The organism is Pseudomonas ogarae (assembly GCF_014268695.2).
Taxonomy (GTDB): Bacteria; Pseudomonadota; Gammaproteobacteria; order Pseudomonadales; family Pseudomonadaceae; genus Aquipseudomonas; species Aquipseudomonas kilonensis.
Genome location: NZ_CP077086.1, coordinates 1,329,071 through 1,346,564 on the forward strand (window position 1 = coordinate 1,329,071; position 17,494 = coordinate 1,346,564).

Genomic DNA, 17,494 nt, shown 5'->3' on the forward strand with positions numbered 1-17,494 from the left:
TCTGCTCCTTGAAAAAAAGTGCGGCAGTTTATCAACTGACGACACGCCGCGCTGTACCGCTGAAAAAGCCCTGGGCGTTTTCGCTCATTTGCCCGACGATCCGTTGTCGCGCCTCGCGGCTGCCCCAGGCGTTGTGCGGTGTGACGATCAAGCGTGGAATATCGCCGGCCAGCAGCGGGTTGCCTTGGGCCGGCGGCTCCACGCTGAGCACGTCGGTGGCGGCGCCACCCAAATGACCGCTGCGCAGGGCTTCGGCCAGGGCCTGTTCGTCGATCAGGCCGCCACGGGCGGTGTTGACCACGAACGCACCGGACTTGAGCAGTGCCAGTTCGCGGGCGCCGATGAAGTGTCGGGTGTGCTCGTTGAGCGGGCAGTGCAGAGTCAGGGCATCGACTTGCGGCAACAATTGTTCCAGCGGCAAGCGGTCGGGGCGGGCTGGGCGCCCGGGGATCTGCCCCAGCAGTACGCGCATGCCAAAGGCTTCGGCCAGCCGCCCGACGGCACTGCCCAGTTCGCCATGGCCGAGCAAGCCCAGGGTCTTGCCTTCCAGTTCGACAATCGGATAGTCCAGCAGGCAGAACTGCGAAGCCTGCTGCCAGCGACCTTCACCCACCGCTTTTTGGTAATCGGCCAGGCGCGTTGCCAGGTTCAGCAACAGCATGATCGTGTGCTGGGCCACCGACGGTGTGCCGTAGCCCTGGCAATTGCACACCGTGATGCCGTGGCTGCGGGCGGCGGCCAGGTCGACATTGTTGGTGCCGGTGGCGCTGATCAGGATCAGCTTCAGTTCGGGGCTGGCCGCCATGGCCTGCGCATCGATCACGATCTTGTTGGTGATCGCCACAGTGGCGCCTTTGAGCCGCTCGATGACCTGCTCCGGCGTGGTCCGGGCGAACAGTTGCAGGTCGCTGAAGCAGCTGCGCAGCGGGTCCAGGTCCAGGTCGCCGAGGTCCAGGGAAGGGTGGTCGAGGAAAACTGCACGAGCGGTGTTCGTCATCAGCTGTACCTTTTATGTCAAGAACCGAAGGCGTAATGTGGCGAGCCTATCAGATGTCTGTGGGAGCAAAGCTTGCTCGCGACATCGACGATGCGGTCTCCCAGGAATCGAGTCGCCCGTTTCGCGAGCAAGCTTTGCTCCCACACAGCCCCCTCATTACACAGTTGATGTTTGTTTTGAGATTGCGTTAGCCAAGGAGCTCCACCATGTACCTCACCGAATTCCTCACCGTCGCCCTGATCCACCTGCTGGCCGTTGCCAGCCCCGGGCCGGATTTTGCCGTGGTGGTGCGTGAAAGCGTGACCCATGGCCGGCGCGCCGGGACCTGGACGGCGCTGGGCGTCGGCACGGCGATTTTCCTGCACGTGGGGTATTCGCTGTTGGGTATCGGCCTGATCGTGTCGCAATCGATCGTGCTGTTCAACGCGCTGAAATGGGCTGCCGCCGCCTACCTGCTGTACATCGGCTTCAAGGCACTGCGGGCACAGCCGGCCAAGCCCAGCGAGGACAACCTGCACAAGGAGGCCGGTGAGCGTACCGCCCGTGGCGCGTTCACCTCGGGCTTTGTCACCAACGGCCTGAACCCCAAGGCGACACTGTTTTTCCTGTCGCTGTTCACCGTGGTGATCAACCCGCACACACCGTTGGCCGTTCAGGCCGGTTACGGCGTGTACCTGGCGGTTGCGACGGCCGCCTGGTTCTGCCTGGTGGCGCTGCTGTTCAGCCAACAGCGGGTGCGCGCCGGTTTTGCGCGCATGGGCCACTGGTTCGACCGGACCATGGGCGCGGTGCTCGTCGCCATTGGGGTGAAGCTGGCGTTTACCGAGGCGCACTGATCCCGCTCTGTGTGGGAGCTCCTGCAGGGGCGCGCAGGTCCCGGAGGATGGCTCAAGGCTAGTATTGGCGCGCTGATCAAATCATTCCTTTGGCTGATTTGATCGGTGTATAAGCGCTCTAGAGTGCTTACTTCCAGCCAAGACCGTGCAGTCAGAAAAGGGACTCTTATGTTGCAGACTCGCGTTATTCCTCCAGCCGAAGGCGCTTATCAATACCCGCTGCTGATCAAGCGGCTGCTGATGTCCGGCACGCGTTACGAGAAAACCCGCGAGATCATCTACCGTGACCAGTTGCGCTACAGCTATCCGACGCTGATAGAGCGGGTCGCGCGCCTGGCCAACGTGTTGACCGAGGCGGGGGTCAAGGCCGGTGATACCGTGGCGGTGATGGACTGGGACAGCCATCGCTACCTGGAATGCATGTTCGCGATCCCGATGATCGGTGCGGTGATCCACACCATCAACGTGCGCCTGTCACCGGAACAGATCCTCTACACCATGAACCACGCCGAGGACCGCTTCGTGCTGGTCAACAGCGAGTTCGTCGGCTTGTACCAGGCGATTGCGGGGCACCTGACCACGGTGGACAAGACCCTGCTGTTGACCGACCTGCCGGAAAAAACCGCTGACCTGCCGAACCTGGTGGGTGAATACGAGCAACTGCTGGCCGCCGCCGCCCCCACCTATGATTTCCAGGATTTCGACGAAAACTCCGTCGCCACCACGTTCTATACCACCGGCACCACAGGCAACCCCAAGGGCGTGTACTTCACCCATCGGCAACTGGTGCTGCACACCATGGGCGTGGCGACCATCATGGGCTCCATCGACAGTGTGCGGCTGCTGGGCACCAACGACGTGTACATGCCCATCACGCCGATGTTCCATGTCCACGCCTGGGGCCTGCCCTACGTGGCGACCATGCTCGGGCTCAAGCAGGTCTACCCCGGTCGTTACGATCCCGAATTCCTGGTCCAGCTGTGGCGCAAGGAAAAGGTCACCTTTTCCCATTGTGTGCCAACCATTCTGCAAATGGTCCTCAACGCCAAGGGCGCCCAGGACACCGATTTCGGCGGCTGGAAAATCGTCATCGGCGGCAGCGCCCTGAACCGCAGCCTGTACGAAGCGGCCAAGGCCCGGGGCATCCAGCTCACTGCCGCCTATGGCATGTCGGAAACCGGCCCGCTGGTGTCCTGCGCCCACCTCAACGATGAGCTGATGGCCGGTAGCGAAGACGAACGCACCACTTACCGGATCAAGGCCGGCGTGCCGGGCCCACTGGTGGAGGCGGCGATCGTTGACACCGAGGGACGTTTCCTGCCGGCCGACGGCGAGACCCAGGGCGAACTGGTGCTGCGCGCGCCGTGGCTCACCGAGGGCTATTTCAACGAGCCGCAGAAGGGCGCCGAGCTCTGGGCTGGCGGCTGGCTGCACACCGGTGACGTCGCCACGCTCGATAACATGGGCTTCATCGACATCCGTGACCGCATCAAGGATGTGATCAAGACCGGTGGCGAATGGATCTCCTCCCTGGACCTGGAAGACCTCATCAGCCGTCACGTGGCGGTACGCGAAGTAGCAGTGGTCGGCATTCCCGATCCGCAGTGGGGGGAACGGCCGTTTGCCTTGCTGGTGATTCGCGAAGGGCATCAGCTCGGGGCTCGCGAACTCAAGGAACACCTCAAGCCGTTCGTCGAGCTGGGGCACTTGAGCAAGTGGGCGATCCCGAGCCAGATCGCCCTTGTTACGGAAATTCCCAAGACCAGCGTCGGCAAGCTCGACAAGAAGCGCATCCGCGTCGACATCACCGAATGGCAGAGCAACAACAGCACCTTCCTGTCCACGCTTTAGGCCTTTTTGCCGTGCCCGAAAGGGCACGGCAGCCCCACCAAGCAAGCGCTTGCCTTGTCAAACCGAAAATTTCAGCCATCCTTGCCGTGCCGGCATCTGTCGGTCTGGCGAAAGGACTGTTCCAGAGTGGTTGAGGGCTGCAAATCACACTTTAGAGGGATCAAGCCGTACTACCTGCTGGCTATAGTCCGCTCATGGGATTTTCGGAATGGGACGTACGTGCCAGCACGGCGAAGGGTTTCTGGAAATGTCCACTGCCATAACAATAAAACACATGGAGTTGCGTCGATGACCTCAGCAAACACTTTCTGGCGCCGGGCAAAACTGCCTCTGGCCGTCAGTCTTGCCTCCTCGCTCGCCGGCCCGGCATTCGGCGTCAGCTTCAACATCGGTGAAATCGAAGGCCAGTTCGACTCGTCCCTGTCGGTGGGGGCGAGCTGGTCCACGGCCAAGGCCAACAAGGACCTGATCGGTGTCAACAATGGCGGCAAGGGCTTGTCGCAGACCTCCGACGATGGCCACTTGAACTTCAAGCGCGGGGAAACCTTCTCGAAGATCTTCAAGGGCATCCACGACCTGGAACTGAAGTACGGCGATACCGGTGTGTTTGTGCGCGGCAAGTACTGGTACGACTTTGAACTCAAGGACGAAAGCCGTCCGTTCAAGGACATCAGCGACAACAATCGCAAGGAAGGTGCCCAGTCCTCCGGCGGGCAGATTCTCGATGCGTTCGTCTACCACAACTACGCCATTGCCGATCAGCCGGGCTCGGTTCGCCTGGGCAAGCAGGTGGTCAGCTGGGGTGAAAGTACCTTCATCCAGGGTGGCATCAACTCCATCAACCCAGTCGACGTGTCCGCATTCCGTCGCCCGGGTGCCGAGGTCAAGGAAGGCTTGATCCCGGTCAACATGTTCTATGTGTCCCAGAGCCTGACCGACAATTTGTCGGCTGAAGCGTTCTATCAACTGGAGTGGGACCAGACTGTTGTCGATAACTGCGGTACGTTCTTCTCCCAGCCGGATGTTATTGCCGATGGCTGTACGGATAATCTGCGGGTATTGAGTCAGCGTTCCAACTTTACAGCTGGACAACTAGCCGCATTGGGTTCATTGGGAGTCGACATAAACGATGAAGGCGTGCTTGTGCGTCGCGGCGCGGACCGCGATGCCCGAGATAGCGGCCAATGGGGCGCTTCCTTGAAATACATGTTCGAGCCGCTGGACACCGAATTTGGCGCTTACTTCATTAACTATCATAGTCGGGCGCCAATTTTCAGTGCAACTGGCGCTCCACAGTCTATCTACAACATAGCACCGGGCCTTGGCCAAGGGGCGCCGGTGCTTGTAGCGGGTAACTCGGAATACTTCGTCGAATATCCAGAAGATATCCGCCTCTATGGCCTGAGCTTTTCTACCACCTTGCCTACCGGTACCGCATGGAGCGGTGAACTGAGTTATCGGCCGAATGCACCGGTTCAACTAAGCACCACCGATATCTTGTTCGCGGGTGTTCGCCCGATCGATTTCGGCCCCGGAGGCCGTCCGTTCGACGATGCTTCGCTGCTTACAGGCGTACCAGGCCAGGATCTGCATGGCTACCGCCGCAAGGAAATCACCCAGTTCCAGACCACATTCACTCACTTCCTCGACCAGGTCATGGGCGCCAGCCGTCTAACCCTGGTGGGCGAAATTGGCGTGACGCATGTGGGCGGCTTGGAAAGCAAATCCGACGTTCGCTACGGTCGTGACCCGGTGTTCGGTCCGGGCGAGCTGCCCAATGGCTTCTGTGACACGCTCAATGCCTCGACCGCCGCTGGGGGCGGCCAGACCAGCAGCGATGTGAACAGCAACTGCAACAACGACGGCTTCACTACCTCCACTTCCTGGGGCTACCGCGCTCGCGCGATCTGGGAATACCCGGACGTCTTCGCCGGTGTGAACCTCAAGCCTAACGTGGCCTGGTCCCATGATGTAAAAGGCTACTCGCCAGGCCCTGGCGGCAACTTCGAAGAGGGCCGCAAAGCCGTCAGCCTCGGGCTGGATGCCGAGTACCAGAACACCTACAACGCCAGCCTGGCCTACACCAACTTCTTTGGTGGCGACTTCAGCACCGTGGACGATCGCGACTTCCTGGCGCTTAGCGTCGGCGTGACCTTCTAAGCACCGTATTTCAGGACGACACACTATGAAAATAACAAAGAATCTGTTGCAGGTCGGTGCTTTGGGGCTATCCCTGTTGGCGGCCAGTGTCATGGCGGCGGTGCCTGCCGCCGAGGCCGACAAACTGGGCAAGAGCCTGACGCCGATGGGCGCCGAAATGGCTGGCAATGCCGACGGCTCCATCTCGGCCTGGAAACCCATGGCCAAGAACGCCGGTGCCGTGGACAGCAAGGGTTTCCTTGCCGACCCATTCCCGAGCGAAAAACCGCTGTTCACCATCACCGCGCAGAACGTCGAGCAGTACAAAGCCAAACTCGCCCCGGGCCAATACGCGATGTTCAAGCGCTACCCGGAAACCTTCAAGATGCCGGTCTATCCGACCCATCGCGGTGCCACCGTGCCTGACGAGGTGTTCGCCTCCATCAAGAAAAACGCGGTCAACACCAAGCTGGTCTCCGGCGGCAACGGCCTGGAGAACTTCGAGACGGCCGTGCCGTTCCCGATTCCCCAGAGCGGCGTGGAAGTCATCTGGAACCACATCACCCGCTATCGCGGCGGCAGCGTGACGCGCCTGGTCACCCAGGCCACCCCGCAGCCAAACGGTTCGTACAGCCTGGTGTATTTCCGCGACCAGTTCGTGTTCCGCGACAAGATGAAGGATTTCGATCCGGCCAACCCTGGCAACATCCTGTTCTACTTCAAGCAGCAAGTGACCGCTCCAGCGCGACTGGCCGGTGGCGTGCTGCTGGTGCACGAAACCCTCGACCAGGTGAAGGAGCCGCGTTCGGCGTGGGTCTACAACGCCGGCCAGCGCCGTGTGCGCCGTGCCCCGCAAGTGTCCTATGACGGCCCGGGTACCGCTGCCGATGGTCTGCGTACTTCCGACAACCTGGACATGTACAACGGTGCGCCGGACCGCTACGACTGGAAGCTGGAAGGCAAGAAAGAGCTGTATATCGCCTCCAACAGCTACAAGATCGATTCGCCGCAACTCAAGTACGCCGACATCATCAAGGCCGGCCACATCAACCAGGACTTGGCCCGCTACGAGCTGCGTCGTGTCTGGCATGTGACCGCGACCCTGAAGGAAGGCCAACGCCATATCTACGCCAAGCGTGACTTCTACATCGACGAAGACACCTGGCAAGCCGCAGTGATCGACCACTACGATGGCCGTGGCCAACTGTGGCGCGTGGCCGAGGCCCATGCCGAGAACTACTACGACAAGCAAGTGCCGTGGTATGCCCTGGAAACTCTCTACGACCTGCAGTCCGGCCGCTACCTGGCACTGGGCATGAAGAACGAAGAGAAATCGGCCTACGACTTCGGCTTCACCGCCACCACCGCCGATTTCACCCCGAACGCACTGCGTCAGGAGGGCATCCGCTAAACCGCTTTACCCGAGGCCGCATCCTCGAAGAAACGCCCCGACTGGTTCGGGGCTTTTTTTTGAGCAACACAAACCCCCTGTGGCGAGGGAGCTTGCTCCCGCTGGGCTGCGCAGCAGCCCCAAACCAGCCTTCTCATTGTGTCAGGTACAACGCAGTCGCTGCCTTTGGGGGTTGCTTCGCAACCCAGCGGGAGCAAGCTCCCTCGCCACAAGAGCGGTGGCTGCCTAAGTTTTTTCAAGTCGGTCGGCGTGTAGTCTTTTTGTAGCCATTTGTAGCACTCCCTTCAATACCTCCTCGTTTACCGCTAGTCTGCGGACATCTGCAACGCCGACACCCGCATTCCAACAAGAGCCGGCCATGACTGATTTGTCTTCACTTCCGGATTCTGCCCGCGCTGCCATCGCGGTACAGGACGGGCGTTTCTACCGCCCGCCCTTGCCCGACGGCCATGTTGTGCGGCCGCGGTTGTGCGAGCGTTTGAGCGCCGGGCTTGGGGGCAGGTTGCTGTTGGTCAGTGCTCCAGCGGGGTTCGGTAAAAGCTCCCTGGCGGTGGAGTTCTGCCAGAGCCTGCCGGCCCATTGGCAAAGCCTGTGGCTGGGGCTCAGCGCCCGGGACAACGATCCGGGGCGCTTCCTGGAACGGCTGCTCGAAGGGCTCCAGGCGTTTTTCCCGCAATTGGGCGGCAGGGCACTGGGGCTGCTGAAAATGCGCCAGCGCCATCAACCCTTTGCCTTCGAAGAATGGCTCGACGGCCTGCTGGACGAACTGTCCACGCACTTATCGCCTCGCGCACCCTTGCTGCTGGTCCTTGACGATTACCACCTGGCCCAAAGCCCGGTGCTGGATCGCTGCCTGCAATTTTTCCTCAATCACCTGCCCGACGGGTTGCTGGTACTCGTCACCAGCCGCCAGCGCCCGGACTGGCATCTGGCGCGCTTGCGCCTGTCGCGGCAATTGCTCGAACTCAATGAGCAGGACCTGCGCCTGACCCATGACGAAGCCTTGACCCTGCTCCAGCATCACAGCAGTTCGTTGCGCGGTGAGGCACTGGAAAACCTCATCCTGCGCAGCGAAGGTTGGGTAGCCGGGCTGCGTTTCTGGTTGCTCGCCGCTTCCGAAGCCGGCACCGAAGGCCTGCTGCCCCAGGCCCTGCACGGCGGTGAAGGGCTGATTCGCGATTATCTGCTCGAAGAAGTCATCGACTGCCTGCCCGCCGAGGTGCAGGCGTTCCTCTACGACACGGCCCCCCAGGAACGCTTTTGCAGCGAACTGTGCGACGCCGTGCGCGAAGCCCATGACAGCGCCGAGATCCTGCGTTACCTGGCGGCCCACCAAGTGTTCCTGGTGCCGCTGGACGAGCACGGCCATTGGTACCGCTACCACCACCTGTTTTCCGACCTGTTGCGCAGTCGCCCCAGCGCGCCGGCCATGGTCCCGGCCGCGACCCTGCACCTGCGGGCCTGTCGCTGGTTCAACGCCCAGGGCCTGATCGACGAAGCCGTGGAACAGGCGCTGCGGGCGGGGCACCTGGACGTGGCGGCGAATCTGGTGCAGAACCTCTCGGAGGAGCAACTGCTGGCCGAGCAGAACGTGGGCATGTTGCTGCGCTGGAAAATGGACTTGCCCGACAGTCTGCTCATCAGTACCCCGCGGCTGATCGTGCTCTACAGCTGGGCGTTGGGGCTGGCCTGCCAGCTGGACGCTGCCGAAGAGCTGGCGGCGCACTTGAGTCGTTTCCTGCCGGCCCCGTCGGCCACCGCGCAAAAATCCATGCTCGCCCAATGGCTGGCGCTGAGTGGGATCGTCGCCCGTGGCCGCGGGGATCGCGAGGCCACCGTGCGGTATTGCAGCGAAGCCTTGGAGAGCTTGCCGCAAAAGCGCTACGGCCAGCGCCTGATGTGCCTGTCCACGTTGTCCAACCTGGCGATTGCCGACGGCGACCTGTGGCGCGCCCGGAACCTGAACCGTGACTCCCTGGAGCTGGCGCAGCGGGTCGGCAATCCACTGTTCGAGGCCCTGGCCCATTACGATCGTGCCCGGGTCCTGCAGGCGCGGGGAGAGATCCTGCGGGCGCTGGATGAAGTGCGCCAGGGCCTGCAACGGTTGCACACGCTGTCGCCCCAGCGGCTTTATGCGGTGCGGGCGCGGTTGATCATGTACGAAGGTTTCCTGCTGACCTTGCGCATGCAGCCCCAGGCCGGCGTCGCGCGGTTGCAGGCGGGCCTCACCGAGGCCCGCGCCTGCCGCGACATCAGCGTGCTGATTGGCCATTGCGTGATCGCGCGTATCGAAGGCTATCGCGGCGAATTCGCCCGGGCGTTCGCCGAACTGGCTGAAGCCGAACGCCTGATGCACATCTGGGACGTTCCGCCGATCTACTATCTGGCGATGATCACCCTGGTCAAATGCGAACTCTGGCTGGCCCAGGGCCGCACCGACCTGGCCGAAGCCTGGCTGGCCCGCTTGGGCCAGACCTACACCGGCGAACGGGCCGCCGCGCCGCCCGAGTTCCATCCGCAACTGCCACTGCATGTCGAACTGCAACAGGCGGTGCTGGAATCCATCCGGGGTCAACCGATGCTCGCCGAAGGCCGGCTCAATGCCTTGCTGGAACACGGTCAGCAAAGCGGCCGGCAGATGCTCAGCGTGATGGCGCTCAACCAGAAAGTCGCCTTGCTGCTGAGTGTCGGGCGCGAGCCCGAAGCCCGTCGCACCCTGGCCCAGGCTTTCGAAGCCGCCAGCGGCGGGGTTTTGCAGCCTTTCGAATGGTTGTTTGGTGAGCACCGTGAATGGTTGCGCGAACAACTGCTGCACGCCCCACCCAGCACCTTGCGCGAACATCTGCTCGAACGCCTGCCCTCGACGGTAGCCCAGCCTGCCGACCCAGCGGCGCCCGTCGAAACCCTCAGCAGTCGCGAACGTGCGGTGTTGCAGTTGATTGCCCAAGGCTGCTCGAACCAGGAGATCAGCGAGCAATTGTTTATCTCGCTGCACACCGTCAAGACCCACGCCAGCCACATCAACAGCAAACTCGGCGTCGAGCGCCGCACCCAAGCGGTGGCGCGGGCGAAGGCGCTGGGGTTGTTGGGCTGAGCAAGATATTGCGGCCGGTGAGATCCCTCGCCACAAAGGCTTTGACAAGGAATCCCTCGATGTTGCCTCTGTACAAAACCATCCAATCCCCCGTCGGCCAACTGATCCTCGTCGCTCGGGAGACACGGCTGGCGGCGATCCTGTGGGAAAACGAGCGGCTCAATCGGGTGCGCCTGGGGCCTTTGGAGGAGGACACTGAGCATCCGCTCCTCAAGGAAACCGAACGTCAGTTGCTGGAATACTTCGCCGGCCAGCGCCGTCGTTTCGAGCTGGAGCTGGATTTCGCGGGCACTGATTTCCAGATCCGGGTCTGGCAAGCCCTGTTGACCATCCCCTTCGGAGAAACCCGCAGCTACCGCGACATCGCCGTCCAGATCGGCCAACCGACAGCGGTCCGGGCGGTCGGCGCCGCCAATGGCCGCAACCCCATCTCGATCATCGCCCCGTGCCATCGCGTCATTGGCAGCTCCGGCAGCCTCACCGGCTTCGCTGGCGGCCTGGCGGCGAAACAGTTGCTGCTCAGCCTTGAAGGCCAGCAGAGCCTGCAATTGGCATTTTGACCGGCCGACTTCCCTGTGGGAGCGAGCTTGCTCGCGATAGCGGTGGATCAGTTGCCGATGATGCTGTCTGTGCCGCCGTCATCGCGAGCAAGCTCGCTCCCACAGGTGTTTTTGCATCCGCTCCCACAGGTTTCAGGCTGATGGGGATTTGGGCGGCAGCATCCGCGTCGGCGGTTGGCCGTTGGCGTTGTGCTGGAATATCTGCGCGGGTTGGCCCTGTTCATTGAAGAACACCTGGCCAATGCCCGCGCTGTTCCACAGCCGCTCACCGGCCTCGGCGTGTTCCGGGGTGTGGGGGACGATGCGCATGCTGCGGCGCTTGGTGAACCAGTTCAGGGGCGAGCGCGGCGAGTAGAGCCAGCGGTTCAGGCGATCGAACCATTCCAGCAGCGCAGGGGGAAACTCATTCTTGATGCCGCTGCTGGTGATCTGCCAGATGCGCGGGCCGCCCTTGCGGTGTGGGATCAATACTTCGTAAACGAAGGAATAATGCACATCCCCGGACAGCACCACGTAATTACCCGGTGTACGCGAGTGGCGGAAAATATTCAGGATCACCTGGGCCGCGCCGCGATGGGCCATCCAGTTTTCCGCGTCCACCAGGAGCGGATAACCGCACCAACTGAACAGCCGCTGCACAGTCTCGATCAGCTTCACACCGAAGATCGGCGCCGGTGAGACGATGATCGCCGACGGGTGATCCAGCAACTCTTGCTGCAATTCGCTCAGGGCTTCCCAATCCAGCAGGCCGGAAGGCTGCTTGAGGGTCGTCTCGCTGCGCCAGCGGCGGGTACGGGTGTCGAGTACCACCAGGGCCGGGGTGCTCGGCAGCACATAGTGCCAGCGCTGGAAAGCCAGCAGGGTGTCGATCAGTTTGTCCTGTGGCTCACTGTCGAGGTAGCGGTCTCGGGCGGTATCGCTCAGGGCCAAGGTTTGCGGGAGTACGTCAGCAAAGGCATCCGGGTTGTTGCCCCAGCCCTGGCAGAGCATGTAGGCGATCAACGCATTGCCGATGATGCGCTTGGAGAACGGATGACCGTAGGCCGTTTCCTCCCACTGCGCGGACAGGTTCCAGTCATCGGTAATGTCGTGGTCATCGAAAATCATCAGGCACGACAAATGCGCAAACACCCGTGCCACGCCGCCCAGCCCGGTCTTGAACGCATCGATGCGCTGCTGTTCCAGGTCGTAGCGCTGGCGCCGTTCGACGGTCAGTTCGGGCGGCTGCACCGTGATCAGCGTCCAAGGCACTGGCGACCACACCAGCAGGTACATCGCCATGACCTCGGCGAAGGTCACCAAGTGATTGTCGGCGCTGCTGCTGGTGAAAATCGGCTTGCGGGCCCCGCCGAAAAAACGCTCGCGCAGGGTTTCGTTGCTCTCAAGTGCCGGTAACAAATCGGCACGATGGTAATAACTGGCCGGGTGTTGATAGAGCTTGGCGCTGTCTGCCACCACGGCACCGTCCAGGCATTCCTCGAACAGCCCCAAGCGCTCGATCAGCGCATGAATCGCCCGCAACATGGGGCCGGCGACGTCATCGGCATAGACCTGATCGCCGCTCATCATCAGCAATGCCGGGCGTTGCGCCGGGTTTTGCGCCAGCAGCCGGTCGACACAAAGCAGGCCGTCGTTGGCCGGGTAATGAGGTTTGCGGCAGGAGCCGTGGACCAGTTGCTCGATGCGCGAGTGCAACATGAAATTCGGGCACGGTGCGCCGTCATACAACAGGTGCGGCGCCCACTCGGCAATGGGGGCGCCGTCCACCAGCAGGTCGTAGTCGATCGCCACGTCCTGGGGCAAGGGGCTGTCGAGCCGCACATCGATCAGATGCACAAACGCTCGCTGCCCCACCGGCACCACGGTGCAGTGCGACGTATCCAGCGCCAGATCGCCCACGCCATCCACGCGCAGCGTCAACGCCAATGCTCGCGTACCCACCAGCCACATCACCAGTCGCGTGGGCTCCAGGCGCCGCAACAGCGGGCCGACCAGGACGGGGGGCAGGGTGGTGATATCAGAAGTGGACGACAGCATTCGCGGATAAAGCTCTGTTCAGGGAGAGCGGGGGATCATAACGCAATGTGCCGGGTTGCTGGGGACAGGGAGGCGTTGTGGTAACCCTGCTTTTGTGGCGAGGGAGCTTGCTCCTGCTGGGGCACGAAGCACCCCCAAAACCTCACACCGCGGTGTGTCAGGCAAACATTTGGGGGCTGCTGCGCAGCCCAGCGGGAGCAAGCTCCCTCGCCACAGATAGTGTTCAGCCAGGGGTATCAAGTATCCCCCGCCTTGTTACGTCACTGGGCCTTGTTGGACGCCTGCGCCGCCTTGATCAGATCGGGCCCGATCTCCTGTTCGAACTTGGCCCATACCGGCTTCATTTTTTCGCGCCAGGCATTCCGTTCCTCCGGTGTGAGGGTAACGATCTCGGTGGTCTTGGCGTCCAGCACAAGCTGTTTGTCCTGCTGGTTGAATCGCTCCGCTTCCTGGTTGGCATGGGCGGTGGATTCGACCACGATCTTGTCCAGTTCGCTGCGGATATCCGGCGGCAGGCCGTTCCAGAAGTCCGAGGTGGTGATCAGCATGTAGTCGAGTATGCCGTGGTTGGACTCGGTGACGTATTTCTGCACTTCATTGAGCTTCTGGTTATAGAAGTTCGAGTAGGTGTTTTCCGTGCCGTTGACCAAGCCGGTGCGCAGCCCCTGGTACACCACCGAGAAAATCATCGGTTTGGCTTTGGCATCCACCGCCTTGAACTGTTCCTCCAGCACCGCAGAGGTTTGTATCCGGAACGTCAGGCCCCGGGCATCTTCAGGCAGGCGCAGGGGCTTGTTGGCCGACAGATGCTTCATGCCATTGTGCCAATAGGCCAGGCCGGTGATGTTCTTGCTTTCCATGGACTTGAGCAGCTTCTGGCCCTCGGGGCTCTGCTGGAAACGGTCTACTGCGGCGATGTCGTCGAATAGAAACGGCAAGTCGAACAACTGCACGGTCCTGGTGTACTGATCGAACTTGGCCAGCGACCGCGCAATGATCTGCACGTCGCCCAACAGCAAGGCTTCCATCTCCTTGTCATCGCCGTACAGCGTGGAGTTGGGGTAGACCTCGACCTTCACCCTGCCCGGCAGCCGCTCCTCTGCCAGCTTCTTGAACATCAGCGCGCCCTGGCCCTTGGGCGTTTGTTCGCCTACGACGTGGGAGAATTTGATGACGATCGGCTCAGCCGCCATGACCATGCCCCACGCCCCGAAAGCCAGGGTGCAGGCGAGCGCTTTCCATATAGTTTTTAGCATTGCAAGGCGTCCCTTTCAGTGTCCGAAGGTACAGGGCCGACAGGGCGGCCCATCCCTCTGTGGCGGGCAAGTTGTCCTGCGCCCGCCACGGTGTGTGTCTGCCGGGCTTAACTCATCCCCAACCAATTCGGTAGCGCCAGCGAGATCCACGGCACATAGGTAATCAGCACCAGGAATGCCAACAGAATCATCAACCACGGCATGGCCGCGCGGATCGTGGCAGGCAAGGACATGCCGGTCACCGCCGAGGTGACGAACAGGTTCAGCCCCACCGGAGGTGTGATCAAGCCGATCTCCAGGTTCACCACCATGATGATGCCCAGGTGGATCGGGTCGATGCCCAGCTTCATGGCGATGGGGAACAGGATCGGCGCCAGGATCAGGATGATCGCCGAGGGCTCCATGAACGCGCCGGCAATCAGCAGCACGATGTTCACCACCAGCAGGAACGTCACCGGCGTCAACCCGGCCTCGATCACCCATGCGGTGATTTGCTGAGGCAGTTGCTCGGTGGTCAGCACGTGGGCGAAGAGCATGGCGTTGGCGATGATGAACATCAGCATGATGCTCAGCTTGGCCGACTCCAGCAGCACCTTGGGCGTCTCACGGAACGTGAGGTCCTTGTAGACGAACAACGCGATGAACGCCGAATACACCGCTGCCACCGCCGCCGCTTCGGTGGGGGTGAACATTCCCGAATAGATCCCGCCGAGGATGATGACCATCAGCAACAGGCCCCAGATGGCCTTGCGCGCGGTGGTCAACCATTCACGGAACGTTGCGCGGGGCAGGGCTGGCAGGTTTTTCTTCACTGCGACGATGTAGATCGCCACCATCAGGAAAATACCCAACAGCAAGCCCGGAATCACCCCGGCCATGAACAACTTGCCCACTGACGTTTCGGTCGCTGCGGCGTACACCACCATCACGATCGAGGGCGGAATCAGGATACCCAGGGTGCCGGCATTACACACGATGCCTGCGCCAAACGCCTGTGGATAACCCGAGCGCACCATCCCGGCGATGGCAATGGATCCGACCGCCGCCACCGTCGCGGGACTTGAGCCCGACAACGCCGCAAACAACATGCAGGCCAGCACCGCCGCAATCGCCAGGCCGCCACGGATATGCCCGACGCAGGCGTTGGCAAAATCGATCAACCGTCGCGCCACACCGCCGGTGGTCATGAACGCACCGGCCAGCAGGAAGAACGGAATCGCCAGCAACGTGTAGTGCTCGGAGGTTTCGAACAGCTTGATCGCCAGGGAACGCACCGAGTCGGGGCTGAAGAAAATGATGGTCAGCGAGCCGGCCAATCCCAGCGAAATGGCAATAGGCACGCCGATGAACATCAGCACGAACAGTGCAATGAACAGGAAGGCAATGGTCATGGCTTGTCTTCCTCGTGTTCGGTCAATTTGATGGCTTCGGCCGCTTCATCGGCCAGGCCAAGGCCGGTCTGGCGATTCATCAGGATGCGCACGAGAATTTCAGCGAAACGAATGAATACCAGCGCGAACCCCACCGGCACGATCAACCCGACGTGCCACTGCATGATGCCGAAATGGCCGAGGTCCTCGGCACCGATCTGGGCAATCATCAAGGTGTTGATCCATTCGAAACTCGCCACCGCCAGCAGCCCGGCGTAGGCGAGGCAGCACAGGCAGGCGATGACACCGATCAAGCGCTGGACCGGTTTGCTCGCCAGTTTCACCAGCGCATCGACGCCGATGTGACCGGCCGTACGCACGCCGTACGACAGCCCGAAAAAGATCAGCCAGCCAAACAGGGCCTTGGTCAGTGACGTGCTCCAGGTCATGGCCTGGGCCATGCCCATGACGGTGTCGCCAATGGCGAACATCGACTCGCTCGCGGCTGACCATTGGTCGCCGAGGCTATAGAAAACGGTATAGAGATTGTTGAGCACCACGTAGACGAACGTTACAAGCGTCATGGCGGCCAGAAGGAAGGCAATGAAAGCTTCCTCGAAGTGTTCCCAGATGCGCCGAAGGGCGTTCATGGCGTGACCTCTCCTGTGGGGGACGACAGGCCGGCGCTACCAGGGCGGCAGCACCGGCCAACCAATCACTGGGCCTTGTTGGAGGCTTCTGCGGCTTTGATCAGGTCAGCGCCGATATCGCCTTCGAACTTCTTCCATACCGGTTTCATCTTGTCGCGCCATTCGCCACGTTCTTCTGGCGTCAGGGTGATGATCTCGGTGGTCTTGGCGTCGAGGATGCGCTGCTTGTCGTGCTCGTTCAGCTGTGCCGCCTCTTTGTTTACGTGGGCCGTGACTTCTACCAGGATCTTGTCCAGTTCAGTACGGATGTCCGGTGGCAGACCGTTCCAGAACTTGGTGTTGGTGATCAGCATGTAGTCGAGCAAACCGTGGTTGGACTCGGTGATGTACTTTTGCACTTCATGCATTTTCTGGCTGTAGATGTTCGAGTACGGGTTTTCCGCACCGTTGACCACGCCGGTCTGCAAACCTTGGTAAACCTCGGCGAAGCTCATCTTGCGCGGGTTGGCGTTCACTGCCTTGAATTGTTCTTCCAGTACCGCCGATGCCTGTACGCGGAACTTCAGGCCACGAGCATCCTTGGGTTCACGCAGCGGTTTGTTCGCCGACAGCTGCTTCATGCCGTTGTGCCAATAAGCCAGGCCGGTGATGTTCTTGCTTTCCATGGACTTGAGCAGTTTCTGGCCTTCAGGGCTCAACTGGAAACGGTCCACGGCAGAGATGTCATCAAACAGGAACGGCAAGTCAAACAATTGCACCGTTTTGGTGTATTGCTCGAACTTGGCCAGCGACGGCGCGATCATCTGCACGTCGCCCAACAGCAAGGCTTCCATTTCCTTGCCATCGCCGAACAGCGAAGAGTTTGGGTAGACCTCGACCCTCACTTTGCCTGGCAACCGTTCTTCCACCAGTTTCTTGAACAGCAGCGCGCCTTGGCCTTTTGGTGTTTGTTCGGCGACCACATGGGAGAACTTGATCACCACCGGATCTGCCGCCATGGCCGTGCTCATCGCACTCAGGGCCAATGTGCAAGCGAGCGCTTTCCAGATAGGTTTGAACATTACGGGCTTTCCTCTTGTTTTTAGTATTTTCGTGCGGGCTCATTCAAAACACAGCACGGCGGAACAATGATGAGTCTAGGCAGAAAAACAACTTGTCGGGGACGGTTAACGGGAAAAACCGTCATTCGGCTGTATGTCTCGACAGGTTGCGCTAGAGCCTTCCTTGAGTCGGGCTGAAACATCACAAGCGGCTCATTTCGAATGCTTTCAGTCAACAACCGTGCCTGGGGCA

At 61.2% G+C, this 17,494-nt stretch carries 12 protein-coding genes; 6 read left to right on the forward strand and 6 right to left on the reverse strand.

All coding sequences use genetic code 11. The features are described 5' to 3' along the window. Nucleotides 1–31: 31 nt before the first annotated feature. Entirely contained in the window at nt 32–997 is a 966-nt protein-coding gene (locus HU749_RS05645; RefSeq protein WP_186650101.1) for a 2-hydroxyacid dehydrogenase, read from the reverse strand. 206 nt (nt 998–1,203) lie between these two features. Between HU749_RS05645 and HU749_RS05650 the strand changes: the two genes are divergently transcribed. The 6 genes from HU749_RS05650 (at nt 1,204) to HU749_RS05675 (ending at nt 10,888) form a co-directional block, all read left to right on the forward strand. Further along, on the forward strand, nt 1,204–1,833 hold the full coding sequence (locus tag HU749_RS05650) for a LysE family translocator (RefSeq protein ID WP_046063862.1): 630 nt from the start codon (nt 1,204–1,206) through the stop codon (nt 1,831–1,833). Nucleotides 1,834–2,001: 168 nt separating this feature from the next. Further along, a complete protein-coding gene (locus tag HU749_RS05655; RefSeq protein ID WP_014336652.1) occupies nt 2,002–3,684 on the forward strand; it encodes a fatty acid--CoA ligase in 1,683 nt (560 codons plus the stop codon). Nucleotides 3,685–3,972: 288 nt separating this feature from the next. Next, a complete protein-coding gene (locus HU749_RS05660) occupies nt 3,973–5,844 on the forward strand; it encodes a DUF1302 domain-containing protein (protein ID WP_079302648.1) in 1,872 nt (623 codons plus the stop codon). Nucleotides 5,845–5,869: 25 nt separating this feature from the next. Next, nucleotides 5,870–7,234: a DUF1329 domain-containing protein gene (locus HU749_RS05665; RefSeq protein WP_018614046.1), complete on the forward strand. Its 1,365-nt coding sequence runs from the start codon at nt 5,870–5,872 to the stop codon at nt 7,232–7,234. 358 nt (nt 7,235–7,592) lie between these two features. Beyond that, on the forward strand, nt 7,593–10,328 hold the full coding sequence (locus HU749_RS05670) for a winged helix-turn-helix domain-containing protein (RefSeq protein ID WP_079302647.1): 2,736 nt from the start codon (nt 7,593–7,595) through the stop codon (nt 10,326–10,328). 59 nt (nt 10,329–10,387) lie between these two features. Further along, entirely contained in the window at nt 10,388–10,888 is a 501-nt protein-coding gene (locus HU749_RS05675; protein WP_079302646.1) for a methylated-DNA--[protein]-cysteine S-methyltransferase, read from the forward strand. A 132-nt stretch (nt 10,889–11,020) separates the two neighbouring features. Here the strand turns inward: HU749_RS05675 and HU749_RS05680 are convergent, their stop codons facing one another. The 5 genes from HU749_RS05680 to dctP form a co-directional block, all read right to left on the reverse strand. Beyond that, nucleotides 11,021–12,925, reverse strand: coding sequence for an alkaline phosphatase D family protein (locus HU749_RS05680; RefSeq protein ID WP_186650099.1), 1,905 nt, complete (start codon nt 12,923–12,925; stop codon nt 11,021–11,023). A 260-nt stretch (nt 12,926–13,185) separates the two neighbouring features. Beyond that, complete coding sequence (locus HU749_RS05685) at nt 13,186–14,181, reverse strand: TRAP transporter substrate-binding protein (RefSeq protein ID WP_186650096.1); 996 nt, start codon at nt 14,179–14,181, stop codon at nt 13,186–13,188. Between the two features lie 107 nt (nt 14,182–14,288). Beyond that, nucleotides 14,289–15,572, reverse strand: coding sequence for a C4-dicarboxylate TRAP transporter large permease protein DctM (gene dctM / locus HU749_RS05690; RefSeq protein WP_186650093.1), 1,284 nt, complete (start codon nt 15,570–15,572; stop codon nt 14,289–14,291). After that, nucleotides 15,569–16,201, reverse strand: a complete 633-nt coding sequence (locus tag HU749_RS05695; RefSeq protein ID WP_046063870.1) for a TRAP transporter small permease — start codon at nt 16,199–16,201, stop codon at nt 15,569–15,571. Before HU749_RS05695 ends, dctM begins: the two co-directional genes overlap by 4 nt. Nucleotides 16,202–16,266: 65 nt before the next feature. After that, nucleotides 16,267–17,262 (reverse strand): C4-dicarboxylate TRAP substrate-binding protein DctP, encoded by a 996-nt coding sequence (gene dctP / locus HU749_RS05700; protein WP_046063871.1) that lies wholly within the window; start codon nt 17,260–17,262, stop codon nt 16,267–16,269. Nucleotides 17,263–17,494 lie beyond the last annotated feature (232 nt).